At 40.5% G+C, this 26,778-nt stretch carries 25 protein-coding genes; 14 read left to right on the plus strand and 11 right to left on the minus strand.

Going from position 1 to position 26,778, the window contains the following annotated elements; all coding sequences use genetic code 11:
* Positions 1-33 precede the first annotated feature (33 nt).
* Entirely contained in the window at positions 34-315 is a 282-nt protein-coding gene (locus FTU71_RS11795) for a GNAT family N-acetyltransferase (protein ID WP_004969793.1), read from the minus strand.
* A 259-nt stretch (positions 316-574) separates the two neighbouring features.
* A protein-coding gene (locus FTU71_RS11800; RefSeq protein WP_180112024.1) for an IS5 family transposase occupies positions 575-1,398 on the minus strand; the annotation gives its coding sequence in 2 pieces (ribosomal slippage) (positions 575-1,015 and positions 1,018-1,398; 822 coding nt in all).
* Between the two features lie 210 nt (positions 1,399-1,608).
* Here FTU71_RS11800 and FTU71_RS14705 point away from each other — a divergent pair.
* The 6 genes from FTU71_RS14705 (at position 1,609) to FTU71_RS11825 (ending at position 6,569) form a co-directional block, all read left to right on the plus strand.
* Positions 1,609-1,707, plus strand: a complete 99-nt coding sequence (locus FTU71_RS14705; RefSeq protein WP_354267285.1) for a GGIII-like transmembrane region-containing protein — start codon at positions 1,609-1,611, stop codon at positions 1,705-1,707.
* A 118-nt stretch (positions 1,708-1,825) separates the two neighbouring features.
* Positions 1,826-2,572: an IS5 family transposase gene (locus FTU71_RS11805; RefSeq protein ID WP_179994395.1), complete on the plus strand. Its 747-nt coding sequence runs from the start codon at positions 1,826-1,828 to the stop codon at positions 2,570-2,572.
* A 330-nt stretch (positions 2,573-2,902) separates the two neighbouring features.
* Positions 2,903-3,868, plus strand: a complete 966-nt coding sequence (locus tag FTU71_RS11810; protein ID WP_104852786.1) for a TerC family protein — start codon at positions 2,903-2,905, stop codon at positions 3,866-3,868.
* Positions 3,869-4,028: 160 nt separating this feature from the next.
* Positions 4,029-5,369 (plus strand): guanine deaminase, encoded by a 1,341-nt coding sequence (guaD, locus tag FTU71_RS11815; protein WP_180112025.1) that lies wholly within the window; start codon positions 4,029-4,031, stop codon positions 5,367-5,369.
* A gap of 217 nt (positions 5,370-5,586) precedes the next feature.
* Positions 5,587-6,114, plus strand: a complete 528-nt coding sequence (gene hpt / locus FTU71_RS11820; RefSeq protein ID WP_004969787.1) for a hypoxanthine phosphoribosyltransferase — start codon at positions 5,587-5,589, stop codon at positions 6,112-6,114.
* 197 nt (positions 6,115-6,311) lie between these two features.
* Positions 6,312-6,569, plus strand: coding sequence for a GlsB/YeaQ/YmgE family stress response membrane protein (locus FTU71_RS11825; RefSeq protein ID WP_004969785.1), 258 nt, complete (start codon positions 6,312-6,314; stop codon positions 6,567-6,569).
* A gap of 173 nt (positions 6,570-6,742) precedes the next feature.
* Here FTU71_RS11825 and FTU71_RS11830 read toward each other — a convergent pair whose 3' ends face one another.
* The gene (locus tag FTU71_RS11830; protein ID WP_373684970.1) at positions 6,743-7,390 is read right to left on the minus strand and encodes a DsbC family protein; all 648 of its coding nucleotides are present in this window, start codon (positions 7,388-7,390) and stop codon (positions 6,743-6,745) included.
* Positions 7,391-7,561: 171 nt separating this feature from the next.
* Positions 7,562-8,497 carry a CDF family Co(II)/Ni(II) efflux transporter DmeF gene (gene dmeF, locus FTU71_RS11835; RefSeq protein ID WP_180112027.1) on the minus strand — a complete coding sequence of 312 codons (936 nt, stop codon included), beginning with the start codon at positions 8,495-8,497 and terminating at the stop codon, positions 7,562-7,564.
* A 57-nt stretch (positions 8,498-8,554) separates the two neighbouring features.
* Here dmeF and FTU71_RS11840 point away from each other — a divergent pair, with 57 nt between their 5' ends.
* Positions 8,555-8,821 carry a metal/formaldehyde-sensitive transcriptional repressor gene (locus FTU71_RS11840; protein ID WP_004969779.1) on the plus strand — a complete coding sequence of 89 codons (267 nt, stop codon included), beginning with the start codon at positions 8,555-8,557 and terminating at the stop codon, positions 8,819-8,821.
* Positions 8,822-8,924: 103 nt separating this feature from the next.
* Complete coding sequence (locus tag FTU71_RS11845; RefSeq protein ID WP_171287397.1) at positions 8,925-10,112, plus strand: MFS transporter; 1,188 nt, start codon at positions 8,925-8,927, stop codon at positions 10,110-10,112.
* Between the two features lie 123 nt (positions 10,113-10,235).
* Here the strand turns inward: FTU71_RS11845 and FTU71_RS11850 are convergent, their stop codons facing one another.
* The 6 genes from FTU71_RS11850 to rpmH form a co-directional block, all read right to left on the minus strand.
* The gene (locus FTU71_RS11850; RefSeq protein WP_154321234.1) at positions 10,236-10,571 is read right to left on the minus strand and encodes a DUF1622 domain-containing protein; all 336 of its coding nucleotides are present in this window, start codon (positions 10,569-10,571) and stop codon (positions 10,236-10,238) included.
* Positions 10,572-10,889: 318 nt separating this feature from the next.
* Positions 10,890-12,245: a tRNA uridine-5-carboxymethylaminomethyl(34) synthesis GTPase MnmE gene (gene mnmE, locus FTU71_RS11855; protein ID WP_180062443.1), complete on the minus strand. Its 1,356-nt coding sequence runs from the start codon at positions 12,243-12,245 to the stop codon at positions 10,890-10,892.
* Positions 12,246-12,336: 91 nt separating this feature from the next.
* Entirely contained in the window at positions 12,337-14,100 is a 1,764-nt protein-coding gene (gene yidC, locus FTU71_RS11860) for a membrane protein insertase YidC (RefSeq protein ID WP_004969769.1), read from the minus strand.
* Between the two features lie 5 nt (positions 14,101-14,105).
* Positions 14,106-14,426, minus strand: coding sequence for a membrane protein insertion efficiency factor YidD (yidD, locus tag FTU71_RS11865; protein WP_004969767.1), 321 nt, complete (start codon positions 14,424-14,426; stop codon positions 14,106-14,108).
* A 9-nt stretch (positions 14,427-14,435) separates the two neighbouring features.
* Positions 14,436-14,828: a ribonuclease P protein component gene (rnpA, locus tag FTU71_RS11870; RefSeq protein WP_004969764.1), complete on the minus strand. Its 393-nt coding sequence runs from the start codon at positions 14,826-14,828 to the stop codon at positions 14,436-14,438.
* A gap of 31 nt (positions 14,829-14,859) precedes the next feature.
* Entirely contained in the window at positions 14,860-14,994 is a 135-nt protein-coding gene (rpmH, locus tag FTU71_RS11875; protein ID WP_000831329.1) for a 50S ribosomal protein L34, read from the minus strand.
* Between the two features lie 660 nt (positions 14,995-15,654).
* Here rpmH and dnaA point away from each other — a divergent pair.
* The 5 genes from dnaA to FTU71_RS11900 all read left to right on the plus strand — a co-directional run bounded on the left by dnaA (position 15,655) and on the right by FTU71_RS11900 (position 22,445).
* Positions 15,655-17,031 carry a chromosomal replication initiator protein DnaA gene (dnaA, locus tag FTU71_RS11880; RefSeq protein ID WP_004969761.1) on the plus strand — a complete coding sequence of 459 codons (1,377 nt, stop codon included), beginning with the start codon at positions 15,655-15,657 and terminating at the stop codon, positions 17,029-17,031.
* Between the two features lie 108 nt (positions 17,032-17,139).
* Positions 17,140-18,288: a DNA polymerase III subunit beta gene (gene dnaN / locus FTU71_RS11885; protein ID WP_004969759.1), complete on the plus strand. Its 1,149-nt coding sequence runs from the start codon at positions 17,140-17,142 to the stop codon at positions 18,286-18,288.
* 37 nt (positions 18,289-18,325) lie between these two features.
* Positions 18,326-19,408 carry a DNA replication/repair protein RecF gene (recF, locus tag FTU71_RS11890; protein ID WP_154320150.1) on the plus strand — a complete coding sequence of 361 codons (1,083 nt, stop codon included), beginning with the start codon at positions 18,326-18,328 and terminating at the stop codon, positions 19,406-19,408.
* A gap of 44 nt (positions 19,409-19,452) precedes the next feature.
* On the plus strand, positions 19,453-21,921 hold the full coding sequence (gene gyrB / locus FTU71_RS11895; protein ID WP_154320151.1) for a DNA topoisomerase (ATP-hydrolyzing) subunit B: 2,469 nt from the start codon (positions 19,453-19,455) through the stop codon (positions 21,919-21,921).
* 161 nt (positions 21,922-22,082) lie between these two features.
* The gene (locus FTU71_RS11900; protein WP_004969754.1) at positions 22,083-22,445 is read left to right on the plus strand and encodes a hypothetical protein; all 363 of its coding nucleotides are present in this window, start codon (positions 22,083-22,085) and stop codon (positions 22,443-22,445) included.
* A gap of 457 nt (positions 22,446-22,902) precedes the next feature.
* Here the strand turns inward: FTU71_RS11900 and FTU71_RS11905 are convergent, their stop codons facing one another.
* Positions 22,903-24,843 (minus strand): ATP-binding cassette domain-containing protein, encoded by a 1,941-nt coding sequence (locus FTU71_RS11905; protein WP_180112028.1) that lies wholly within the window; start codon positions 24,841-24,843, stop codon positions 22,903-22,905.
* A gap of 387 nt (positions 24,844-25,230) precedes the next feature.
* Here FTU71_RS11905 and FTU71_RS11910 point away from each other — a divergent pair, with 387 nt between their 5' ends.
* Positions 25,231-26,247, plus strand: a complete 1,017-nt coding sequence (locus FTU71_RS11910; RefSeq protein WP_180051377.1) for a putative solute-binding protein — start codon at positions 25,231-25,233, stop codon at positions 26,245-26,247.
* Positions 26,248-26,778 lie beyond the last annotated feature (531 nt).

Consider the following 26,778-nt stretch of genomic DNA (forward strand, 5'->3'; position numbering starts at 1 on the left):
AACACATTAGATTATTTCAACGTAGAAAGACTTTTAAGCCACGACATCAGCATATTGTGTATCTGTTTCAAAAGCCGTCTCAATATAAGAGCACACGGGTACAATTTTTAGCTGCTTTTCACGTGCAAAGGCGACCAAAATATCTAATAGCTGACGGGCAACCCCTTGACCTCGTAATGTCAGATCGACCCAAGTGTGATCTGCTAAAATAGTGTGATCATCTTGATATTGATAAGTAATTTCAGCGATATGCCGACCATCTCGTTCAATAAAAAACTCGCCACCGCGTTGGGTTTCTTGATGTTGAATTTGCATCACTCATTTCTCCCTCAAGACCAGAGCATAAGAAAATACTAATCAAATTTGAACATAGATATAAGGGTAAATCACAGCATTCTTGTATCAGCATGATTAATGTTAAATTTGACTAAACAATTTATCTAAAAAATTTTATTAAAAAACAATTTTTAGTTGAATTTTCATCCAAATAAAAATATGGATGTCTAGTATTTCAAGATGCAGTTCATCCAATTAAAATGCAAAATATTTCACACTAGACCTCTTGCGAAAGTCGTTACTGCAAGTTAATTCGGTTTACCAGTGCAGCGATTAAGTTAATGCGTAAACCGAATCTTTTCCGTCTATTTCGATAGCGTTCACTTAATATTCTAAATGTTTTCAATTGACTATTGATGTGTTCGATCACAACTCGTATTTTTACAAGCATTTTATTGTACTTTTTCTCAGCATCAAATAAAGGTAAATTCTTCTTTTTCTTGATTGGCATCAATAACTTAAACCCCTCTTGTTCTAATCCATAGTACCCTAAATCCGTCAGAACATATTTACAATGTTTAAACTTCTTAACCGTTTTTCTTGCCAGTTTAATATCATGCTGACTGCCATTTGATACATCGATCCCTATGATTTGTTTGCTCTGCGGATGATAGATCACTTGGGTTTTTAGTGTATGTTTCTTCTTTTTACCACTGTAGAACTTACTCTGGTTTTTTTTTTCGGGCGTTCTATTGAACATTCTGTCGCATCAATAATGACCCAGTTAAAGTGTTCGTCTGCTGTGGTAATACTTCGTTTTGGCAGAGTATAACATCTCGATTTCATCAAAGCATCTTCAACCTTTTTAATGGTTCGATTCACATTACTTTCAGCGATATGGTAGTATGCTGCCAATTCTAGTTGAGTGCTGTAGTTGCGTAAGTAATTGAGCGTTAATAACAATTGATCCTCTATAGCTAAAGTATGAGGACGACCTGATTTCTTTTTAAGTGATTCTGCTTTTTCTAAAACATCGACCATTTCAGTAAAAACTGGTCGATGTACACCAACCAAGCGCTTAAATTCAGAATCTGAAAAACGGTTTAATTTCTCATATCTCATGAAATCTATATTGAGGCATTTTTTACTTTCGCAAGAGGTCTACTATTTAATAAAAATGATATTCAAAACATAATACACATCACATAAGTTTATCTTTAATTGATATAACCATATATTTTTTTAATAGTTGAGAGAAAATTAACTATTCTTTATAAAAAGAAAAATATACAATTTTTCAACATTTTTAATACATTTATTTAAGGTGTCATCATGGATTTATATCTTATAGGTATCATTTTATTATTAATTTTAGCAATCATCATTGTGATCTCAATGATCAAAGAAAAAAGAAACGATCCTTTTCGATAAGTTTTAGAAATTAATTACGCTGTATACAAAGACTTACTATTAGGGTCTGTTGACATTTGCTGTATAAAAAATAGCGAGATAGTAAAATTCAATCGCCAAACCAAATTCACTACTCGCTATGCCTCGTACAATGTTGAATGATCAACACTGGTCTAAGTTAAAAGCTATTCTCCGCAATTTTAATATTTATCTCAAATCAAATTTGAGAAATTTTTTTGAGGCAATCCTATATCGTATTAGAACAGGATGCCCTTGGAGAGATTTACCCGAGGTTTTTGGTAATCCAAACTCAATTTTTAAAAAGTACAATCGTTGGTCTAATAAAGATAAGCCAATGAAAATATTTAAAATATTCTCAGATAACGCTGATCATGAGTGGATATTTATTGATGCTACTCATGTTAGAGCACACCAACATTCAGCAGGAATCCTTGATCAAGATATTTCAAAAAGTGTTGGGGGTAATAGTTCTAAAATTCACTTAGCTGTTGACTCTCACGGTAACCCGATCGAATTTATTATTTCAGATGGAACCACCCATGATGTCAAAGTTGCCCCTATTTTAGTCGAACAATTAGATTTAACTGACACTGAAATAGTCTGTATGGATAAAGGCTATGATTCTGAAATATTAAGAGAGCAGATTAAAAATAGAAGTGCTAAAGCGAATATACCGAAGAAATCAAACACAAGATCAAGTAATGATCATATGGACTGGTATTTATATAAAATCAGACACTTAGTTGAGAATACATTTTGCCGTTTGAAGCAATTCCGAGGAATTGCTACACGGTTTGATAAACTAAAGCGAAACTTTCAAAGCGCAGTTGCCTTAGCTTGTATTTATCTGTGGCTGCCTTTATGAAATGTCAACAGACCCTAATAAATTACACAGAATAAATTGCACAACACTTAAAATTATGTAATTCTTTACGCAGATTTAGGCAGCGTCCTAATCCCAAATTATGTTGAACAAGGGGAGTAGCCTCCTCCAAGCGTTAAAATATAACTTTAACGTGTCAGCGTTTCGTCATTACACTTTGCAAAAAGTCGGACGCTGAGCATAGTGCACATACTTGTTGATACAAGTCCGCTCTATGTAGGCAAGACCTTGATCATGTTGTTACAGATGTTTGAAATCATCTGACAACAGGTCAAGGTTTTTTTGTGGCCAGTTGTTGGATGTGGAGATTGTATGGAATCCATCGGCAATTTATGGCTATATCTGGTCTTTTTTGCAATTGTTGCAGTCATGCTCGCCATTGACTTCTTAGGCTTTAAACAAAAAGCAGGCGAATCGGTCAAAGTCAAAACCGCTGCGTATTGGAGTATCGCCTGGGTCAGTGTGGCAGCTTTATTTGGTGGCGGTTTATGGCTGTATCTTAAACACAGCGTTGGGCTAGAAGTCGCCAACACCAAAGTCATGGAATACTTTGCGGGTTATTTGCTGGAAAAATCACTGGCGATTGATAATGTATTCGTTTGGTTGATGATCTTCGCCGCATTCGCCATCCCACCGGGCTTACAGCGTAAAATTTTACTCTACGGCGTACTGGGCGCAATTATTCTCAGAACCATTTTTATTTTTATTGGAGCTTGGTTTGTACAAGAATTCTCCTGGATTTTGTATATTTTTGGCGCATTTTTGGTCTACACAGGCTTTAAATTCTTAAAAGGTCCAGAGCAAGAAGCCAGCAATATTGAAGATATGGCGTTGTTGAAATGGCTACGCAAACACATGCGTATTACCCCAACACTGGAAAAAGATCAGTTTTTTGTGCGCCAAAATGGTGTACTTTGGGCAACGCCATTATTTTTAGTTTTAATTTTGGTCGAAGCATCTGACGTTATTTTTGCCGTGGATTCTATCCCTGCAATTTTTGCCGTGACTACCGATCCGTTTATTGTACTCACTGCAAATCTTATGGCTATTTTGGGCTTACGTGCCATGTTTTTCTTGCTCTCAGGCGCAGCCACTAAAATGCATTATTTACCGTATGGACTGGGTTTAATTTTACTATTTATTGGCTTTAAAATGCTGATGTTAGATGTATTCCACATGCCTATCTGGATTTCACTCGGCTTTATTGTACTTGTGCTGACAATCACTGCGTGGTTATCAATTCGACATAGTCGAAAACACCATGAAACCACATTATAAAATTTAATAATCCCCACCATCGTTGCAAGCCTTCTTTCGAGAAGGCTTTTTGTATTCATTTCACCAAGTTTTAATTTACCGTACGATAAATTTTATCATACTGCTACAAGCCACATTTAAGGTACAATCTCTTGAAAAAATGAAAAATGTAGGTTGTTTTATGCCATCTCCTGTACAACGCACCGCAATTCGTGGTCGCTTTCTTGATTTCAAAAACTGTACCAGCCAAGCCGATCAAATTTCAGAACAAGTCCGTTATGTAGACGATGGCTTGTTAATTTGCGAACAAGGCAAAATTCAGTGGTTTGGTTCATGGCAAGAAGGGCAGGCACAGCTAAACGCCAACACTGAGTTCCATCATTATCCTGACCATCTCATTGTGCCTGGCTTCATCGACACCCATATTCATTTTCCACAGACTGAAATGATTGGCGCGTATGGTGAACAATTACTGGAATGGCTGAATACTTATACTTTTCCGACTGAACTGCAATTTGCAGATAAAGCCTATGCAGATCAGATTGCACAATTTTTTGTGCAGGAATTACTGAAAAATGGCACCACCACAGCTTTGGTGTTTTGTACGGTACATCCTGAATCGGTAGATGCGTTGTTTGAAGCGGCAGCACAACATCAAATGCGTTTAATTGCAGGTAAAGTGCTGATGGATCGGCATGCACCTGAAGCATTGTGTGACAGTGCAGACTCAGGCTATACAGACTCTAAAGCGTTGATTGAAAAATGGCATGGAAAAGGACGTAATCTCTACGCGATTACGCCACGTTTTGCACCGACTTCTAGCCCTGAGCAACTAGCGCGGGCAGGGCAACTCAAAGCCGAATATCCCGATGTTTATGTACATACCCATTTAAGTGAAAATCACAATGAAATTGCGTGGGTGAAACAATTATTTCCAGAGCAAAATGGATATTTAGATGTTTATCATCACTATGGTTTAACAGGTTCACGTTCGGTTTTTGCGCATTGCGTGCATTTAGAAGAACATGAATGGCAATGTCTGCATCATACCGATTCTGCAATTGCCTTTTGTCCAAGCTCCAATTTATTTTTGGGCAGCGGTTTATTTCCGCTGCATAAAACTTGGGAGCGACAGGTGAAGGTCGGTTTAGGTACAGATATTGGCGCAGGCACCACGTTTAATGTACTGCATATCCTCAATGAAACCTATAAAGTACAACAACTGCAAGGGGCAAAACTCTCTGCTTTTGAAGCGTTGTATCACGCCACATTAGGTGCTGCCAAAGCTTTGGACTTAGACGATAAGCTGGGGAATTTTAAGGTAGGCAAAGAAGCCGATTTTGTGGTGCTGGATTTAAATGCCACCGCTTTACAACGCTTACGACAACAACGTTCCAAACATCTTGAAGATGCATTATTTGCCCTCATTACTTTAGCAGATGACCGTAATATTCATGCGACCTATATTTATGGACAACGTGCCTACTACCAACCCGATCAAAACTCAGCAGCAGGTGGCTAAACCTACGCAACCCTCGTATATAAAACCCATCGGATGGGCAATGCTGATACTCGGTTGTGCCTTGTTGTTACGCACAGATTCTCACCCAGCACAAAAATGATGCTATTTTAACCATGCAAGCACGTGCAACATCGCGCAAGATATATTAAAATTAGGGCATATTTTGGGGTGTTGCAGGTCAACACCTTTTTTATTTTTGCTTTTTAGGTATCTACCCATGACAGTTGAAATGCAGGTTTTGATTTCTGCAGAAGAAATCCAAACAAAAGTTCAGGAACTTGGTCAAAAAATTAATGCTCACTATGCCAATAGCGACAAAGAGTTGGTTTTAATTGGCTTATTACGTGGTTCTGTATTGTTCATGGCAGATTTATGCCGCACCATTCAAAAGCCGCATGAACTGGATTTTATGACTGTATCCAGCTACGGCGGAGGTACTGTGTCATCGCGTGATGTGAAAATTTTAAAAGATTTGGATGGTGAAATTCGCGGTAAAGATGTCTTGGTGGTTGAAGATATTATCGACTCGGGCAACACCCTAAATAAAGTGATGGAAATTTTGCAAACCCGTGAGCCAAATTCAATTGAGCTATGTACCTTAATTAGCAAGCCATCACGCCGTGAAATTGAACTTGAAGTTAAATTCATGGGCTTTGAAATTGAAGATAAGTTTATTGTCGGTTATGGCTTAGATTACGACCAGAAATATCGTCATATTCCGTTTATTGGCGAAATTGGCTTATAAAACAAACACGCCTCGCTTAAAAAAAGTGATCGTTTCAGATTACTTTTTTTTATGGCTGAAATTTGCATTTCATCTATCTAACAGGACAAAAACACTACATGCTGTAGCATTATTCGACTATTTTCCTTGGGATTTTTCGGCAAAGATAAGTCTGAAACATGATGTAAAACATAAACAAAGATAACAAGGAGCTGCTCATGTGGTCATTAATTGTCGCAATTGTGGTGGGTTTTATTGCAGGTCTAATCGCCCGCGCGATTCATCCTGGAGATGATAAAGCAGGGTTTATTGTCACCACCTTACTTGGGATTGCAGGGTCTTTATTGGCAACCTATGCAGGGCGTATGATGGGATTGTACGGTGATGGTTCTGCCGCAGGCTTTATTGCCTCCATCATTGGTGCGCTGATTATTCTATTTATTTATAATACGTTCATGAAAAAATCACGTGCTTAAATCCTGTATTAACGACTGTAAATTTTCAGTCAAACATCTTCTCTCTCAATAAAAAAACCGCCTAAAAATTGAGGCGGTTTTTTTATATCTACTTCGCAATCACAAATTTCAGGTTTGCTCTGATACACACTTCACAATTGTAGTTGCTAATATCAGATAAAAAATAGCTAGTCTTAAAGACCGAATTCTTTAAAGATCTGTTCAATTTGTGCCGCAGGATATGCTCCCATAACTTTAAAGCCATTCGAGAAAATAATTGCTGGCGTACCATTTATACCTAAACGATGCGCTAAAGCCATGTTGCGTTCCACAGGGTTAGCACCACTGCTTTGACTTGTAGGCAATTGTGCTTTTGTGATCAGGTTTTCCCAAGCAAGAGCAGGGTTTTTCTCACAATACACCTGTTTAGATGGCGCAACAGATTGCGCTTTTAACGGCAAAATAAAGGTATAGATTGTAATGTTGTCCAGCTTTTTCAGTTCAGCCTCAAGCTGTTTACAATATGGGCAATTTGGGTCAGAAAAGATCGCAATCTGACGTTTTCCCGTACCTCGCACACTTTTGATTGCATCTTGTAACGGTAACTTTTTCCAATCGACACTGTTTTGTTGGATCAATAAATCTTTGGTTAAGTTATGCTGATCCTTTAAACGAATCATTGAACCCGCCAAAATATGTTGAGCATCTTCATTCAAATACACCACTTGACCATCCATAGAGGCACTGTAAATACCTTTCATTTCTGTGGCTTGAATATTGTCTAATTTCAGTTGCGGATGCTGTTGTTTGACATTTTTGCTAACCGTTGCAACATCTGCCATGCTCACGGCGCTGCATAATCCCATTAAGGCAGCTAAACTCAATTGTTTAATCATGTGTTTCATCTAAATAAATTAAATTTAGCCTGATTCTAAGCTGAAAGCTGCACAGAATTCAGTATTTTTAAGCCAGAATTACGCAATTGCTACAACTCGTTTTTGCTATGCAACGCTTTAGGTTTCACGTGGAACGTTCAAACCCGATGGCGGATTAATTTCTACTGAAATATGCACAATTTCTTCATGAATGGCGAGGGCGGTGCGGACTTGATCTGCGTCTAAATCGTGTGCGGTTTCCAATGCCAAAATACAGGAAAATTTACCCTGTCCGACTTTCCAAACATGCAAGTCTGTAATCATCACACTGACTGGTAACTCTGCAATCACTTCACGAATTTCATCCACCACAGGATGATCCATTTCTGCATCCAGCAATGTTTTCCCTGTTTCCTGCATCAAACCTATCGCCCAACGCGCCACTAAAATTGAACCAACAATACCTAACAGTGCATCTAGAAAATCCCAGCCCCAATATTTACCCGCAATTAAAGCAATAATCGCAAAAATTGAAGTCACCGCATCTGCCACCACATGCATAAAGGCGGCTTTTTGATTCAGGTCATGGCTGTCATGCGTATGCTCATGATGGTGATGGTGATCATCTTCATGTAATAACCATGCACAAATCAAATTGATCAATAACCCTAAAATTGCAATTGGAATAGCTTGGTTATACTGAATATCGACAGGAAAAAATAAACGCTCGATAGAGTGAATTGCCATAAATGCAGCCACCACCAACAATAAAATGGCACTGCTATAGCCAGCTAAAATTTCAATTTTCCATGTACCAAAACTAAACCGCGTATCGGCTGCATAATGACGTGCTGCCCGATAGGCAAAATAAGCCAAGCCTAACGCTAGCATGTGTGAACTCATGTGCCAGCCATCCGCCAGCAAAGCCATGGAGTGAAAAATCCAACCACCCAAGATTTCCAAGAACATCATGACAGCCGTCAGCAAAGCCGCATATAATATTTTTTTCTGCGCCAGCGGATTGCCTTGATCGAATTGATGTGGATGGATACGATGAGAGTGTTGCTGACGCATAATGGGAAATCATTGTTAAATATACTCCCATAGAGTATATAAAATTGAGGTGATGTGTTGGGTCATTTACATACAGATAAGAAAATTTTAAATCGCGTCAAACGCCTACAAGGACAAATTGGGGCAGTAGAACAAGCACTTCACAATCCTGATCATGGCTGTATTGAAGTTTTACAACAAGTCGCAGCCATTAAAGGTGCGGTCAATGGTTTGATGAATGAGTTAATCGAATCGCATTTACGCCATCATGTGATTGGTGATCAATGCGCGATTGATGAACATGAACTGGAAGAGTTTATGAAATTGCTGAAACGCTATGCTTAAACACAAATAGGCTTGACCAGATTCAAGGCTTGTCTTTACACTGAGTGATATTTCTCACTATATGAGACTAAACTCAAGAGTTTAGCCATCAATCGAGTTTTTTATGACTCAATCTCAATCTTGGCATCCTTTCGTGATGATCAGCCTCGCCCTGATTATTGGCACCATGGGCACGGCACTTGCAAGCCCGCTGTATCCAATTTATCAGGAATTGTGGCAGCTTTTACCCAGCCATATCACCTTTATTTTTGTGGCGTATATGCTCGGTTGTTTGGCTACCTTGCTCTTTTTAGGACGTACCAGCAACAGTATCGGCTTCTTAAAAACCTTAGAATTGGGTTTAGTGATCATCACCCTCGGACTGATTCTGTCGATGTTTGCCACCAATGCACTTTGGCTTGCTTTGGGGCGTTTTGTGATTGGGATTGCTTCAGGTCTTATGACTACATCGGCGTTAATTGGCTTAATGTGGAGTATCCCCGAATCACATAAAGCACATGCGCCACAGCTCAGTTCAGTCATTACCGCAGTCGGGTTTGGCTTAGGTCCTTTGCTCGGTGGTGGTGTGGCACAATTTTCAGCAGCGCCTTTGTTTAGTCCATATATTCCTGTCATTTTGGGTGCAGTACTGTGTTTTATTGGATTGTTACGTTTAGCACCGCCTGAATTTACGCCACAAGCCTTCTCGATTGCCCCAAAATTAGAACGCCCAGAACCACGCTTTCATGCAGAATTTTATATTACAGGTTTAACCGCATTCTGTGCCTTTGCTGCCTTTAGTTTATTTGCTTCGCTCTCTCCCTCTTTTGTGCAAGTGATTATTCCGTGGCACGGGCCTTTGGTCAGTGGTTTGGCCATCACCTGTATTTTGCTGATTTCAGCGCTGGTGCAGTATTTTTCTAAAGCCATTCCTGCACAAAAATGCCTAAATTATGGGCTGTATTTGCTGTTATTGAGTTTATTGGTACTCGGTTTATGCATGTATTTACATTGGAGTTTTCTATTTTTTGTGAGTGATGTGCTGCTAGGCATAGGACACGGGTTGGCATTGATTGGTGCTTTTGGCTTAATTCATGCCATGACCAATCTACAGAATCGCGCTGCAGTGATGTCGACCTATTTATTTGTGGGCTATTTAGGCACAATTCTGCCAATTATTGCAGTCGGTTATCTGGCCGATCATTTTGGTTTAACCACCGCCGTACTTAGCTTTTGTGCAGCCATCTGCTTACTGTGTGGCTACATCATTATTTGGTATCGCCAATTGCAGAACAAACCTGTTTTAGGATGAAGTTTCATCTAAACGACAAACTAAAATCAGGACAAGGTTTGGATCAGCTGAGTTTATTCAAATATTCAAACTTTGTAGATGACTAGGACTATGTCTTCTGTTTGATCTCAAACTCAGCAGCCATTATTTTTCATTGATGGTTTGATGCTCTAATTCTTTAGTTAGGAAGTAATTTAAAAAGGTTCGAATCACTGCAATGATCGCCAGTTTAATTAGGCTATCTAAATCTGGATCTACTGTGGTGGCTAAAATATCTGCAGCCAACTGAAATTCAAGTGCCGTCGCGAGCCAATCCCCAAAACAATAACGTGCAGTACGCCCCGATTTTAACTGAACCAGCACCAATAAAGTTTTAACCAGACCAATCACCACGCAAATCACAGAAATGGCTTCGAGTGACAATTGCAAAAAATGAACCGAAGAAATGAGTATTTCACGTAAAAAAGCCAGTTCAAACATCCAAATACCTCCATCAGAGATTTCATCTCGTGCATTTAGGATTGAATTGAGCGCCAATTTTTGATTATTTTCTCATCATAGCTTTAAATGCTGCGGTTTAAAAAGACTTACGTGATTATTGATGGGTTTTCATAAAGATAAATTGAAACGTTTAAATATGACATAAGTTAGATCGGGCTTGTGCCGAATGAGAAACTAAACATTAACGAATAGGCTGATTTTTAGTAGCAGATCACCCCAAATAGGATAATAAAAAAGCACTAAGCCACTCAAACTTAATGCTATTTTTGTATCAAATCAGGAAGTAATCGCTAAAAATCATTTCCCAATACAAAACGATCCAAAAATCTTGCCCAACAAATCATCTGCAGAAAAATCACCAGTGATCTCACCCAAAGCATTCTGTGCAAGACGTAACGACTCGGCTACTAATTCCCCCGCATGATAGACCACCAACTGCTCACGTGCTTCAGCCAAATACTGCTGCGTGCGCTTCATTGCGTCTAAATGACGGGTACGTGCAATAAAGGTATCTTCTTCAGGCTGAAAGCCTGCATGCGCTGTAATCGCCTCTATGAGCGATTGAACACCTGTTTCTTGTTTGGCCGACACAGTAATATGTCTAAAACCATTAAAATCTGAAATTGTAGCTTGTACACCAGTTAAATCGCATTTATTGCCAATCAACATCAAACGCTTCGGTTCAATATGTTCAGCAAAATAATGCTGTGCCAATTGCAACGGATCTTCGTTTTGGCTCAAGTCATAGACCAATAACAATAAATCCGCCTGTTCAATTTCTTTAATTGCACGGCGAATCCCTTCCTGCTCCACAATATCCCCTGTTTCACGTAAACCTGCGGTATCGGTCAGGGTAATTGGTAAGCCATTTAGGGTAATTTTTTCATGCAATACGTCACGAGTAGTTCCCGCAATATCAGTCACAATTGCACGTTCAATACCCGCCAAGGCATTGAGTAGAGAAGATTTACCTGCATTAGGTTTGCCCGCAATCACTACCTGCAGACCTTCACGCAACAATTGTCCCTGACGCGCAGATTGTTGCACAGCAGTCACCGAAGTAGCCACTTCATCTAGCAAATTGAGGATTTTCCCATCAGCCAAAAAGTCAATTTCTTCTTCAGGAAAATCAATAGCAGCTTCAACATGCAAACGTAAATGAATTAACTGTTCTAGCACAGTATTCACTTTGGTGGAAAAAGCCCCTTGAAGGGAACGCACTGCAGAACGCGCAGCGGCTTGTGAAGTGGCATCAATTAAATCGGCAATGGCTTCGGCCTGTACCAAATCCAGCTTGCCATTTTCAAAGGCGCGCATCGAAAATTCACCCGCTTTGGCAGCCGTTGCACCGAGTTCCAGTAAACGTGCCAATAAAGCATTTTGAATCACTGGGCCACCATGCCCTTGTAGTTCCACCACATCTTCGCCAGTAAATGAATGAGGATTGGGGAAACAAATCACCAAACCTTCATCCATGACTTCATTGGCTGCATCGTAAAACTGGCGAAAACCTGCATAACGTGCTTTGGGTAAGTCTTTTTGGGTCAAGGCTGCGGCAATCGCATAGGCTTTTGGTCCCGACAGGCGAATCACCCCCACACCACCACGGCCAGGTGGAGTCGCGATTGCGGCAATGGTGCTGCGGTTATACATAAAATTCACCTAAAACTTTCAAAATATATGCAAAGAAAAATCCGCCTAAGATTACCATCTTAAGCGGATTTATTCAGCAGCTCAGCCATACTTAATTGACTGGAGTTGCCTCTTCTCGTTTAGCGCGGTCTTTTTCAACACTTTTGTTGATCAAGCTTTGCTGCAAAATCGTAATCAAGTTGTTGACAATCCAGTACAGAACTAGACCTGCAGGGAAGAACAATAAGAATACGGTAAATACCACAGGCATAATGCGGAAGATTTTTGCCTGCATTGGATCTGTTGGCTGTGGGTTCAACATTTGTTGAACATACATGGTCACACCCATCAACAATGGCAAGATAAACCAAGGGTCCATTGCCGATAAGTCTTGAATCCAACCTAACCACGGTGCATGGCGTAACTCTACCGATTCCATCAATACCCAGTACAAGGCAAGGAAAATTGGCATTTGTAGTAACAATGGCAAACAACCTGACAGTGGATTCACTTGTTCACGTTTATAAAGTGCCATCATTTCTTGCGAGAAACGCATACGGTCTTCGCCAAATTCTTCTTTCATGCGCTGCATTTCTGGTGCAATCACACGCATTTTCGCCATAGAACGATAGCTCTTAGACGATAACGGCCAAAGAATCAGTTTGACAAGAACGGTTAATAAGATGATTGACCAACCCCAGTTGCCCACTAAACCATGGAAGAATTGCAAACCAATAAACAATAATTTTGCAATTGGCCATAACCAGCCATAATCCACAGTTTGGTTCAAACCTGTCGCCAAATCTTTCAATTCAGACTGAATTTTTGGACCAGAGTAGAAGGTCGCATCAACTTCTGCCACCGTACCTGCAGGGACATTAATGGTTGGCGAGGTAAAACCAATGATGTTCATTTCATCGCTAGATTTACGTGATTCCAACTTCGCTGCATACGGTTGACCATCGGCCTGCGTCAATTTTAACTGCCCCGGAACCCATGCACTCACGAAATAGTGCTGAACCACGGCCACCCAACCACCTGTTGCATCGACATTCAATTTTTCGTCATTAAAATTGTCAAATTTCAACTTGTTGTAGTGTTCTTCAGGTGTTCCCCATGCGCCGCCAAGGAAAGTACCCAAGGTAAAAATACCTTGATCTGACTTGCCTGGATCATCTGAATTATCACGTTTCAACTGACCAAACATCTGACCTTGCCAGTTTTGGCTGCTGCGGTTAATCACTTTGTGATTCACCAGCACAGGATATTCACCTTCAGTAAAACTAAAGGTTTTAATGATTTCTACACCATCGGCAGTTTTATATACCATTGGGACAGTTAAAGTTTTAACTGTTTCACCCGCTTTATTTTTGCTTTCTTTGGCATCGGCTAAGCTATAAGTCGATTTTTCAATTTCATAGCTTGGGCGGCCATTACGGCTACTGTCTGGACCATTCAGCCCGATTAACCCAGATTGCGCGACATAGGTGCGCTTAGCATCGCTTTCCAGCATGACGAAAGGATCGTCACTGTCTTTATTTTTGTCATGATTGAGTAATTCAACACGAACAATATCACCACCTTTCGGATTGATCCAAAGATGATAAAGGTCAGTTTGTACTGAAATAAGCTGCTGACTTACAGGTGCTGTGGCATCGGTTGTTTGCTGTGCAGGAATATTTGCTTGCGGTACATCAGAAGCTGCTGTAGCCGTTTGGGCATTCGGCAAATCTGCAGACACTTCATGTGAAACAACGGCAGTTTTTTGCTGCGGTGCTGTTTCAGCATTTCCATAATCTTTTTGCCACGCCAAAATGAGCAAATATGCGACGACAAACATGGCCCCGAGAATTGCAAACCTGGCCCATTGTTGCATATCTATTACCCCAAGTGGTTAGAGTGATTTTGGTTCAATAAACGATCACGAAAGGGTACAGTAATGTGATGCGTTTGAGAATCTATTTGCTGAAATGAAATAAAACGAATGACTTTTGGCGGCACCGGATCATAGCCCGAACCACCCCACGGATGACAACGACAAATACGTTTTGTAGCCAGCCACACACCACGTACAGCACCATGCGTATGGACTGCTTCCAAAGAATATTGAGAACATGTTGGAATATAGCGACAGCGTGGTCCCAATAAAGGACTAATCGCGATCTGATAGAAACGTATCAACCAATGCAGTAAAAGTACCATTGGCCATCTCTACTTTTGTGGGGAGGGAGCTATTTTTGAATGCTTTTTGGCGAGACGTTGTAACTTCTGCCAAGCAAATTGTAATTGCTGATGCAATTCCGCATTAGATACCGTATCTACCCCAACTTTGGGCATTACCACAATATCTAAGTCATTTAATTGCTGTTGGTGTAAGCGAAAACTTTCGCGAGCAAGTCGTTTTACTCGATTTCGTTCGTGTGCACGACGCACTTTCTTTTTTGCAACGACAAGACCCAAACGGCTATTCGGCAGTTCGGAATGTTTTGCAAGAAATAAGAAATGGGGTTGATGCACTTTAAAAAGCGCACCATCAAACACACCTTTATAATCGGCAGCACAGCGTAATCTCAACTCTGTGCTGAAGCCATAAAGTGTTGTCATAACACCCAAGAGTCGGTTCAGCGTGACTGTATTAAACAGTTAAGCTGTGACGACCTTTTGCACGACGGCGAGCCAATACTTGACGACCAGCTTTAGTAGCCATACGAGCACGGAAACCATGAACGCGCTTACGCTTTAATTCAGATGGTTGAAATGTACGTTTCATATCGAAACTCCAAAAATGATCTTTCTATAAAGGTCCGCGATTTTAGTGCTCATTGCTTGAGCTGTCAATGAAAAACACGGTTTCTTGCAAAATAAGCCTAAATTTTTCTTTTTAACAAGTTTTCGCTCAATTGACTGGTTGATCATACAAATTAAAGTATACACAAGATAAGCAATTGTTTATGCTTGACTAATAAGTTATTAACAGTATTATTCACATAATTATCCACAAGCTTATTCTGTTTAATTTTAAAATTTTCGGTTTTGAATTTAAATTTAAACTCAGATTGAATTATCCACAGTTGCAACGTTTCTTATAAATAAATTCAAATTTATAAATTTAAATTTATTACTATTAGGGACGCATTTTTCTGTTGAAAACCCACTTTTTCTTTTATAAAACAAAATTTTGAATTGTGAATATCTGTGTTTCTATAATTTTAATACTATGTGGATAACTTTGTGCTATATTTTATCCACACCTTGCGGATAAACTTATCCACACCACGTTTCAAATTTAAATTCAGGTTTAGTGATTCCTTTTTTGAGCAATTTTGCTGATTTTGTCATGACAGATGTGGATAACTTGGTTAGAATGGCGACCCGCTCAGGCGGTCGAGAGAAGTTTTAAATTTAAAAATGGATTAGATAGGGGTTTCACATGCTTTGGACGGACTGCTTAAATCGCTTGCGACAAGAGCTCTCTGGAAATGTCTTTACAATGTGGATTCGCCCATTGGTGGCAGAAGAAGTTGAAGATACATTAAAACTTTATGCGCCTAATCCTTATTGGACGCGTTACATTCAAGAACATCATCTGGAATTGATTACTATTTTGGCAGAGCAGTTGTCTGAGGGACGCGTGCGTAAGGTCGAAATTTTAGTCGATTCGCGTCCAGGTGCAATTTTATCGGCCAGTGAACAACCTGCTACCACTACTGCTGCGCTGGAATCTAGCCCTGCGCCTGTGGCCAAGCCTAAACGTGAAAAAGAAGAAAGTTCTGCAAAAAGCCGTAAACGCCAACTCAATCCGTTATTTACCTTTTCCTTATTTGTGGAAGGTCGTTCTAACCAAATGGCTGCGGAAACCTGTCGCAAGGTATTGACCCAATTGGGGGCTTCACAGCACAACCCATTATTTTTGTATGGCCCAACAGGTTTGGGTAAAACTCACTTGATGCAAGCGGTGGGCAATGCTTTGTTGCAAGCCAAACCGAATGCACGGGTGATGTACATGACTGCAGAAAGTTTTGTGCAGGATTTTGTCAGCTCTTTGCAGCAGGGCAAGGTTGAAGAATTTAAGAAAAACTGCCGCTCTTTAGATTTGTTATTGGTGGATGACATTCACTTATTGGCAGGTAAAGAAGCCAGTTTGGTCGAGTTTTTCTATACCTTTAACGCTTTATTGGATGAATCTAAACAGATTATTTTGACTTCAGACCGTTATCCAAAAGAATTAACCGAATTGGATGCACGTTTGGTGTCACGTTTTTCTTGGGGCTTATCAGTCGGGGTAGAACCGCCAGATATTGAAACCCGAATTGAAATTTTATTAAAGAAAGCTGAAAGCAGCGCCGTAGATTTACCACGTAACTGTGCTTTATTTATTGCCCAGCAAGTGGTGGCTAATGTGCGTGAACTTGAAGGTGCACTCAATAAAGTGGTGGCAATTTCCCGTTTTAAAGGCACCCCAATCGATCTAGATGTGGTACGTGAATCTTTAAAAGATGTCTTGGCAATTCGCGCACGTACCATCAGTACCGAAAATATTCAGCGAGTCGTGAGTGAATATTTCCGTATTCCGCTCAAAGAATTGGTGGGGCCAAAACGTACCCGTATTTATGCGCGTCCACGTCAGTTGGCAATGGGCTTGGCACGTGAGCTGACAGGCGACAGTTTCCCTGAAATTGGTATGGCATTTGGTGGCCGTGATCACAGTACCGTGATGCATGCCTGCGAAAAAGTACAAAGCCTGCGCGAAGAAGATCCGATCTTTAACGAAGACTATAAAAACCTGCAACGATTGTTGCAAAGTTGACCGAATTTGCTCAAATTCTGTTCTTGCCATGCGGCAGCTTTTGCCGCATAGTACACTGCTAAAAAACCTATTTTATACTCCAATCTTCAGTTGTTAGAGGAATGTACCGTGCGTTTAAAAATCGCGAAAGAAAGCTTACTGAATGTTCTGTCACATGTCGTAGGAGCGGTTGAACGTCGCCATACCTTAAATATTTTATCCAATGTCAAAGTTCAGGTGACTGAGCAAGCCTTAACCATTACTGGTTCGGACTTGGAAGTGGAATTGGTTGCCAGTACGAATCTGACTGAAGGGGCATGTTTACAGGCAGGGGAAACTACAGTGCCTGCACGTAAACTGATGGATATTTGTAAATCTTTACCAAGCGCAGCTTTGATTGATTTGCAAATCACTGAAGATCAGCGCTGTATTTTAAAATCGGGCAATAGCCGCTTTGTATTAGGTACTTTGCCTGCGGAAGATTATCCATTATTGGCTACAGAAAATGCTCAAGGTACGCAAGTGACGGTTACTGAGCGTGAGCTGAAGCGTTTGTTTGAAAAAACTGCGTTTGCGATGGCAGTGCAGGATGTACGCTTTTATTTAACGGGTACTTTGTTAGAAATTGATGAAAACCAATTACGTGCTGTGACCACAGATGGTCACCGTTTGGCCTTGTGTGAAACAGCGGCATCTTCGACAGCTACTCAATTAATTCAAGCCATTGTGCCGCGTAAAGCTGTGGCTGAATTGCAGCGTTTGCTGAGCATTGAAGATGAACAACTGGCACTTTTAATTGGGCGTGAATTGCTGAATGTGACCATTCGCACCCCAAGCCGTGACAAAGAACAAGCAGAAATTACCGTGCGTTTTACCACTAAATTAATTGATGGTAAGTTCCCAGATTATCGCCGTGTGATTCCACGTGGTGGTGATAAAAACGTGCTGATCGCGCATGATGTATTTAAACAATCTTTACAGCGTGTGGCGATTTTAAGTAATGAAAAATTGCGTGGCGTATTCCTGAATTTTAGTGCGGACACCTTGCAATTACGTGCCAATAACCCAGAACAAGATGAAGCAATTGAAGATTTAGCGATTCAATATGCCGATTCGCCGTTAGAAATGTCATTTAACGCACAGTATTTATTGGACGTATTAGGGGCATTGGATGGCGATGATGTATCGATGACCATGACCGAAGCCAATCAATCGGTATTGGTACAAGATCCAGCACATCAAGATCAAACCTATGTTGTGATGCCAATGCGTGTTTAAGTGAGCGGTTTATTTCAAGATTAAATCTAGCTGAATCATGCATATTACGCGTTTACATATCGAGCGTGTTCGGAACTTAAAAGCGGTTGCACTTCATGAGTTGCAGCCGTTTAACGTCTTTTATGGGCAAAATGGTTCGGGTAAAACCTCGATTTTAGAAGCGATTCATTTATTGGCGACAGGGCGTTCTTTTCGCACCCATATTCCTAAAAATTACATTCAGAACAGTAGCCAAGATGCGATTGTATTTGCTCAGTCATTGACTGAAAAAATTGGCATGCAAAAAATGGCATCGGGTGAGCAGTTGATTAAGGTCAATGGCGACCCTGTTGCGACCCAAGGGCAATTGGCTAAAATTCTGCCTTTACAACATATTGATCCACTCAGTACCGATATTATTGACCATGGTGCAAAACCACGACGGCAACTGTTGGACTGGTTGATGTTCCACGTGGAACCAGAGTTTTATCACGCTTGGCAATATTATTCACGTGCCTTAAAACAACGTAATAGTTTGCTTAAATCACAGCGACATTTAAGTCTGTCGGACTTGGAACCGTGGAACAAAATGCTCAGTGATTATGGTGAGATTTTGCATCAGCAGCGTTTGGGAACGGTGGAACAATGGCAGCAATTTTTTGCACAAGATTTACAGTATTTATTGCCTGATTTACACATTAGTCTGGAATACAGCGCAGGCTTTCATACCGAAACAGGCTTGTTGAATGATCTGTGCAATTATCATCAAAAAGATGTGGAACGTCGCTATACCGAATATGGGCCACACCGCGCCGATTTACGCTTAAAAACCCCAATGGGTGATGCCGATGTGGTGCTGTCACGTGGGCAGAAAAAGCTATTGATTATGGCATTAAAACTCTCACAGATTGCAATGCTGCATGCGTCTAATAAGGAAACTGTGGTATTATTAGATGATCTGACAGCAGAATTAGATTTAAGCGCACAACAACGTTTAATTGAACGATTAAGCCAATTGGGTAGTCAAGTTTTTATTACCACTTTAGATCATCAATCCGTGCAACAACACTTACAAGCGTTGTCGATTCCTTATCGCTTATTTCAGGTCGATCACGGAACGGTGCAGGCTGTTGAGCAATAATTTTTTTATCTTTGGATAGACCTATTTTTCACTAGGGAGAAACCATGAGTTCAGAAGATCAATCTGTCTCTACTACAGAACAAACCAATGAAAAGGCTTATGATTCCTCTAGTATCAAAGTATTGCGTGGCCTAGATGCTGTTCGTAAACGCCCAGGCATGTATATCGGTGATACAGATGATGGTACAGGTTTGCATCACATGGTGTTCGAGGTAGTCGATAACGCTATTGATGAAGCTTTGGCGGGTCATTGTGATGAAATTTTGGTGACTATCCATGAAGATGAATCTGTCAGCGTATCTGACAATGGTCGTGGTATCCCAACCGATATTCACCCTGAAGAAGGTGTCTCTGCAGCAGAGGTCATTCTGACCATTCTGCACGCAGGTGGTAAGTTTGATGACAACAGTTATAAAGTGTCGGGCGGTTTGCACGGCGTTGGTGTGTCGGTGGTCAATGCTTTATCGAGTAAACTTGAATTAACGATTAAACGCGCGGGTCAAATTCACCAACAGGAATACCGCCATGGTGATCCACAATATCCTTTAAAAGTAGTGGGCGACACTGAGCAATCAGGTACGACTGTGCGTTTTTGGCCAAGTGCTGAAACCTTTAGCCAAACCATTTTTAATGTGGATATTTTGGCACGCCGATTGCGTGAATTGTCTTTCTTAAACGCGGGCGTGCGTATTGTATTGCGTGATGAACGTGTCAATTTAGAACATATTTTTGACTATGAAGGTGGTTTGTCTGAATTTGTGAAATATATTAATGCAGGCAAAACCCATCTGAATGAAATTTTCCATTTCACGACACAGGCTGAAAACGGAATTACCGTAGAAGTTGCTTTGCAGTGGAATGATTCCTATCAGGAAAACGTACGTTGCTTTACCAATAACATTCCACAAAAAGACGGTGGAACGCACTTGGCAGGCTTCCGTGCTGCGCTAACCCGTGGGTTAAACAACTACATGGAAAGCGAAAATATCCTGAAAAAAGAAAAAGTCGTGGTGTCGGGTGATGATGCACGTGAAGGTTTAACCGCGATTGTGTCGGTCAAAGTGCCAGATCCAAAATTCTCATCACAGACCAAAGAAAAATTGGTATCGAGTGAAGTGAAACCTGCTGTTGAGCAGGCCATGAATAAATCTTTCTCTGAATATTTATTGGAAAATCCACAAGCGGCAAAATCCATTGCGGGTAAAATTATTGATGCAGCGCGTGCCCGTGATGCGGCGCGTAAAGCCCGTGAAATGACGCGCCGCAAGAGTGCTTTGGATATTGCAGGTTTGCCTGGTAAATTGGCTGACTGTCAGGAAAAAGACCCTGCATTATCTGAATTATATCTAGTCGAGGGTGACTCTGCAGGTGGTTCGGCTAAACAAGGTCGTAACCGTAAAATGCAGGCAATTTTGCCACTGAAAGGTAAAATCCTGAACGTGGAACGTGCCCGTTTTGACAAGATGATTTCATCGGCAGAAGTAGGTACTTTAATTACCGCTTTGGGCTGTGGTATTGGTCGTGAAGAATATAACCCAGACAAACTGCGTTATCACAAAATCATCATCATGACCGATGCCGACGTAGATGGTTCACACATTCGTACCTTGCTATTGACCTTCTTCTTCCGTCAAATGCCAGAATTGGTTGAGCGTGGTCATATTTATATCGCACAGCCACCATTGTATAAGCTGAAAAAAGGCAAGCAGGAACAATACATCAAAGATAACGATGCTTTAGAAACCTATTTAATTTCTAATGCGATTGATGAATTGGAGCTGCATGTGAGTGCTGATGCACCTGCAATTCGTGGTGAGGCTTTAGCCAAAGTCATTGCGGATTATCAAACTTCACAAAAGAGTTTGAGCCGTTTAACGCTGCGTTATCCTGCAAGTCTGTTGGATGGTTTATTAGAATTAGATGCCTTTAAAATTGATCAAGCAGCAGATCAGGCGTATGTACAACAATGGGGCGAGCAATTACGTCAAAGCATTGAACGATTACAGCCAGGTTTGCGTCCTGAATTAAGCATCGAACAGTTTGAAAAAGAAGATGCGGATGGTCAAAAATCTGCAACGTATTGGCCACGAATCACGGTATATGTGCACAACTTGCCCCATACTTATTTACTAGATACAGGTTTGCTGGGTTCAGCTGAATATGCACGTTTGCTGAAAAATTCAAAAAGCTGGTTTACGCTGCTTGAAGAAGGTGCGTATTTGGAAAAAGGCGAACGTAAAATTACGGTCAACAATTTCCATCAAGTGTGGCAACACATTTTGCAGGACTCGCGTCGCGGCATGATGATTCAGCGCTATAAAGGTTTGGGTGAGATGAATGCGGAACAACTTTGGGAAACCACGATGGACCCAGAAAACCGCAATATGTTGCAAGTCACCATTGATGATGCCATTGAAGCAGACCGCATGTTCTCTTGCTTAATGGGCGATGATGTAGAACCACGTCGTGCCTTTATTGAAGAAAATGCCTTAAATGCAGATATTGACGCTTAATTCGTCCAAATCATCCGCATAACCATAAGCACTCTACGGAGTGCTTTTTTATGTTTGGCTTTTGTTGTTGTCGTGATTCATCCAAATAACTTTTATAAAACTGACTTATTGTTCTGTCATGCTGAGCTACATTAAGCCAAAAATATAGGAGAATCATTAAGATGGATAATCAATTAGAACAAGCACGTGATGCATGGGTGAATGCTTTTTTTACTGGCAATGTGGAGCTGTTAGCACACTATGAAGATGAAGATTTTAAAGTCGTTTATACGGCAGAATCACGTGTGGAAAATCGTGAAACACGTTATGCCAACATTCAGCATGCAGTGAATAATGGTGTCTGGAAACCGATCAAACCGAATGTTGAATTAGAAGAATATGAGTTTGATCGTGAGCAGGTTAACTGTCGGATTCAAATTGGTTTGGCGGATGATCAAGGGTATATTCAAGAAATCTGGCGCTATATTCAGGGCTGGAAAATACAAGAATTATGTATTAGCAAAGCAAAAATTACTGCCGAGTAGCAGCGATTTTCTGTGAATCACTGAGATTCAATGACTCAAAATAACCATGAAAGAATGGATTGATTTGGCTTTAATTAGAGTTTTGAATTTAAAATAACAGTTAGTTTGAGTTGTGGATAACTAAGTTTTTGCTTTTAAATTTAAATTGTAGATTTTGAATTTAAAAATCACACTGAGTTTTAAATTCAAAACTTCTTGCTTGGTAGCTATCGTTGTCTTACTTTTATTCAGGGTGGGGGGTGTCATACAACTATGCTGTGGTGCAAGATTGATAAGTAAAAATAAACAAACGCAGAGAGTGACTTAAATTTCTTTGCGTGGTTATTGTGAAGATAAACTAAAGATTAAAACTATTACGAATGTGTCTTATAAGTATGGAACATACACAATGCATATTCTACGAAATATGATGAGATTTAACCCTATTTAGCATAGCGTTAAAATCTCATCGGTATGGCTATTCAAAGCTACTTTCGAGTTCTTCCAATTCCATCATCAATTCAAGCATTTGTTCTTCTGCCTGTGCCAATTTTGTTTTCAGATCATTTTGCTCATTCATGAGTTTGAGCAAATCATCTTTACGGTTGGCATCGTAAAGGGCAGGATCTGCCAGTTCGGTTTCAATTTCAGTCAGACGCGGTTGAATTTTTTCAATTTGCGCTTCGTATTTTTCAATATTTTTACGAATAGGGCGAGTTTGTTCACGGCGTTGTGCTGCCAGTTTGCGTTGAGCTTCTTTATCTACTTTGACTAGGTTAGTCTTGTTCTCAACCACTGGACTTGGATTGGATGGAGCTGTGTTGGATGTACCTTGCTTAAGCATGTCTGCACGAGCTTGGCGTAACCATTGGGCATAATCTTGTAAATCGCCTTCAAATTCTGTGCATTGTCCTGCATGAACCAAGAGTAAGTCATCGCAGACACTGGCAATTAATTGACGTTCGTGTGACACCAATACCACTGCACCTTCATAATCCTGTAATGCCATGGTTAAGGCATGTCGCATATCTAAGTCTAAATGGTTGGTCGGTTCGTCCAGAATCAGTACGTTAGGACGTTGCCAGACAATTAAAGCCAAAGCCAAACGTGCACGTTCACCTCCTGAAAAACTTTCACAAGGCGTGTCCATACGTTCGCCACTAAAACCAAAACTGCCTAAAAAGGCGCGTAAAGTGGCTTCGCTGATTTTTTTATCGGCAATGCGTGCCAGTTGTAGCATCGGGCTGGCGCTATCATCCAAAGCATCCATTTGATGCTGTGCAAAATAGCCAATATTGAGTAATTCTGAGGCTTTGCGAGTACCTGCTAATAACGCCAATTCACCCACTAAGGATTTAATTAAGGTCGATTTACCTGCGCCGTTCATCCCCAATAAACCAATACGACTGGTCGGGGTAATTTGTAGGTTAATTTTGCTGGCAATCACTTTGTCTGCATAACCAATGCTGACTTGTTCCAAGGTCAGTAAGGGTGAGCTCATTTTGGTCGGTTCACGGAAACTAAAGGTAAATGGTGTATCTACATGCGCAGGGGCAAGCAATTGCATGCGTTCCAATTGCTTGATACGACTTTGTGCCTGCCGTGCTTTGGTGGCTTTGGCTTTAAAACGATCAATATATTTTTGTAAATGTGCACGGGTTTCTAATTGTTTTTCATACGCTTGTTGATATTGTGCCAAGCGTTCACTGCGTGTGGTTTCAAAGGTTGAATAATTGCCTGTATATAAAGTCAGTTCACTATTTTCAATATGTAAAATATGATCGGTAATGGCATCTAAAAAATCACGGTCATGGGAAATCAGCACCAAAGTTCCCGCATAGGCTTTAAGCCAGTCTTCTAACCATAAAATTGCATCTAAGTCTAAGTGGTTGGTTGGTTCGTCCAGTAATAATAATTCGGAGCGACTCATTAAGGTACGCGCCAAATTTAAACGCATGCGCCATCCACCAGAAAAACTACTGACCGCCAAGCTGTTTTGATGTTCCATAAAACCTAAACCTGCTATCAGTTGTGCGGCTTTGGCGGGTGCGGTATAGCCATGAATTTCATCAAAACGACCATGCAAATGTGCAAGTTGGTCATTATTTAATTGTTCAGGATGTTGCAGTTGTTGTTGAATGTTCCAGTATTCTTCATCACCCGACAGCACAAAATCAATCGCAGGCAAATCCAATGCTTTAACTTCCTGTGCCATGTGCGCCACAGTCCAGCCTTGCGGACGGCTCAACGTACCTTCGTCTGGGGTTAAACTACCTAAAAGCGCAGCAAATAAACTGGATTTTCCTGCACCATTGACACCTGTAAGACCGACTTTCCAGCCTGGATGGATTTGCATAGACGCTTTTTGAAATAAAACACGTCCACCGCGGCGTAAAGAAACTTGGTCAAGTTGAATCATGGTGTTTACTGGTCACAACAAAAGTTGGGCATATTCTAATGGAAGCCCACCAGAAAACAAAAATAAGCCCAGTTTTATTTGTGATTTGCGAAAAATCTCTCTTGTGATGTTTAAAAATTATGATCTAACAACAGGCTTTTTTTATGACTTTGTAAACAAGCACAAAATACGTGCATGTTGGAAATGATCTTTATTTTGATCTAAATCTATAAAATATAAGTGAATTATGAAATAAAAATGATCGCTTAAATAAGGCAGTATAAGGTTTTGGCAGAATTGACAGATGAAATTCGAGTAAATGCTCTATTTTTTTAATTTGAACTTGCTTAATATTTGTTTCGTGTACGGACACTCAAAAATAAAAAAATCTGTAGAAGGATCGAAACAATGAAAAAAATATGGGTCAGCGCAACATTGACAGCATTCGCAGCGATCGGTTTCAGTGCTCAGGCGCAAGCAGCAAAAGTAGATGTATGTGTCTTTGACTTACTGGGTAAGTCAGGTGAATCTTTTCAGATGGCACAAGAGTGGGCGCTAGCAGCAAAAGGCTGGGGTGCAGAAGTCAATTTAATTCCACGTCAGGATGAAGCTGTCGCAGACAATGATTTTAAAGCAGGCAAATGTGATGGGGTATTTATGACCGCCATGCGTGCTCGCCAATACAATAAATTTGCAGGCTCGATTGATGCTTTAGGTGGTGCGCCAAGTAATGCGATTGCACAACGTGCCATCAGCTTTGCTTTAGATCAACGTAATGCAGCGAAAATGGTTACCAATTTAGGTGGCAAGAAATATGAAGTTGCGGGTATTTCACCTTTAGGTTCGGCCTTTATTTTTGTGCGCGACAAGAACATCAGCTCGATTGAAAAAGCAGCAGGGAAAAAGTTTGCGGTATTGGGCTATGACGATGCACAAAAAATTATGGTGCAGCGTGTAGGTGCGCAAGCTGTCATTTCTGATGTATCTAACTTTGTGGCGAAATTTAACAATGGTCAGGTCGATATGGTCGGTGCGCCTGCCTATGCGTACAAACCTTTAGAAATCTACAAGGGTTTAGGTAATCACGGGGCGATGTTTAACTTCCCTGTATTACAAGTGACCGCAGACTTTGTGATTCGCCCTGAACAATTCCCTGCGGGCTTTGGGCAAAAATCACGAGATTGGTTTGTAAAAAATCTGCCTAAAGCGATGAGTATGATTAATCGTTTAGAAGGTGAAATTCCAGCCAAATATAAAATGAACTTGAGCGCAGAAGATAAAACTAAATATCAAAAAATGCTACGTGATGGACGTATGGATATGACCAAACGCGGTATTTATGACCCTGCCATGATGAGTGTGTTAAAACGCGCTCGTTGTTCTGTCGAAAAAACCAATTTTGAATGTTCACTTGGTGGTGAATAGATTGATTTTTAATAAAAAGCCGAGGGTCTGTTGATATTTCATAAATGGCTTGCGCTGTAGGCTAAAACTGAGCAGATCAGGCATGAAACGTAGGGAATAGTGGGTCTATTGCCAAGTTTCATAACGCAATCTGAGAAAGTTTTAGCCACAGTCCTTCGGAACGAGCATATTTTTTGCTGCTATTGCGTTATGAGTCAGTCATTTAGAATGACTAAATTTCCTGCCTCATGCCTTATATCAGCTAAAAAACCTTGCGAGATATATCTCTCACGTCGCAAACATAGACGAAGTATCAACAGACCCTAGATTTCTAGGTTTTTTTATCCACTGGAGCGAAAAACCTCGTGGTTCAGCACGAGGATATAAGCGACTGGAGTAAACCATATGAACGACACGAAATGTCGTTTTAAATACTTGTACTATAGTCACTATTAAGAAAAATACTGTTAAAATAATTGGATGAAGACACTCAAATTACGCATAAAAGACAAACATTGCAAGGTGCTAAATCAGTTAGCATCCGAAGTAAAT

The organism is Acinetobacter sp. YH12136 (assembly GCF_013418545.1).
GTDB classification, from domain to species: domain Bacteria; phylum Pseudomonadota; class Gammaproteobacteria; order Pseudomonadales; family Moraxellaceae; genus Acinetobacter; species Acinetobacter towneri.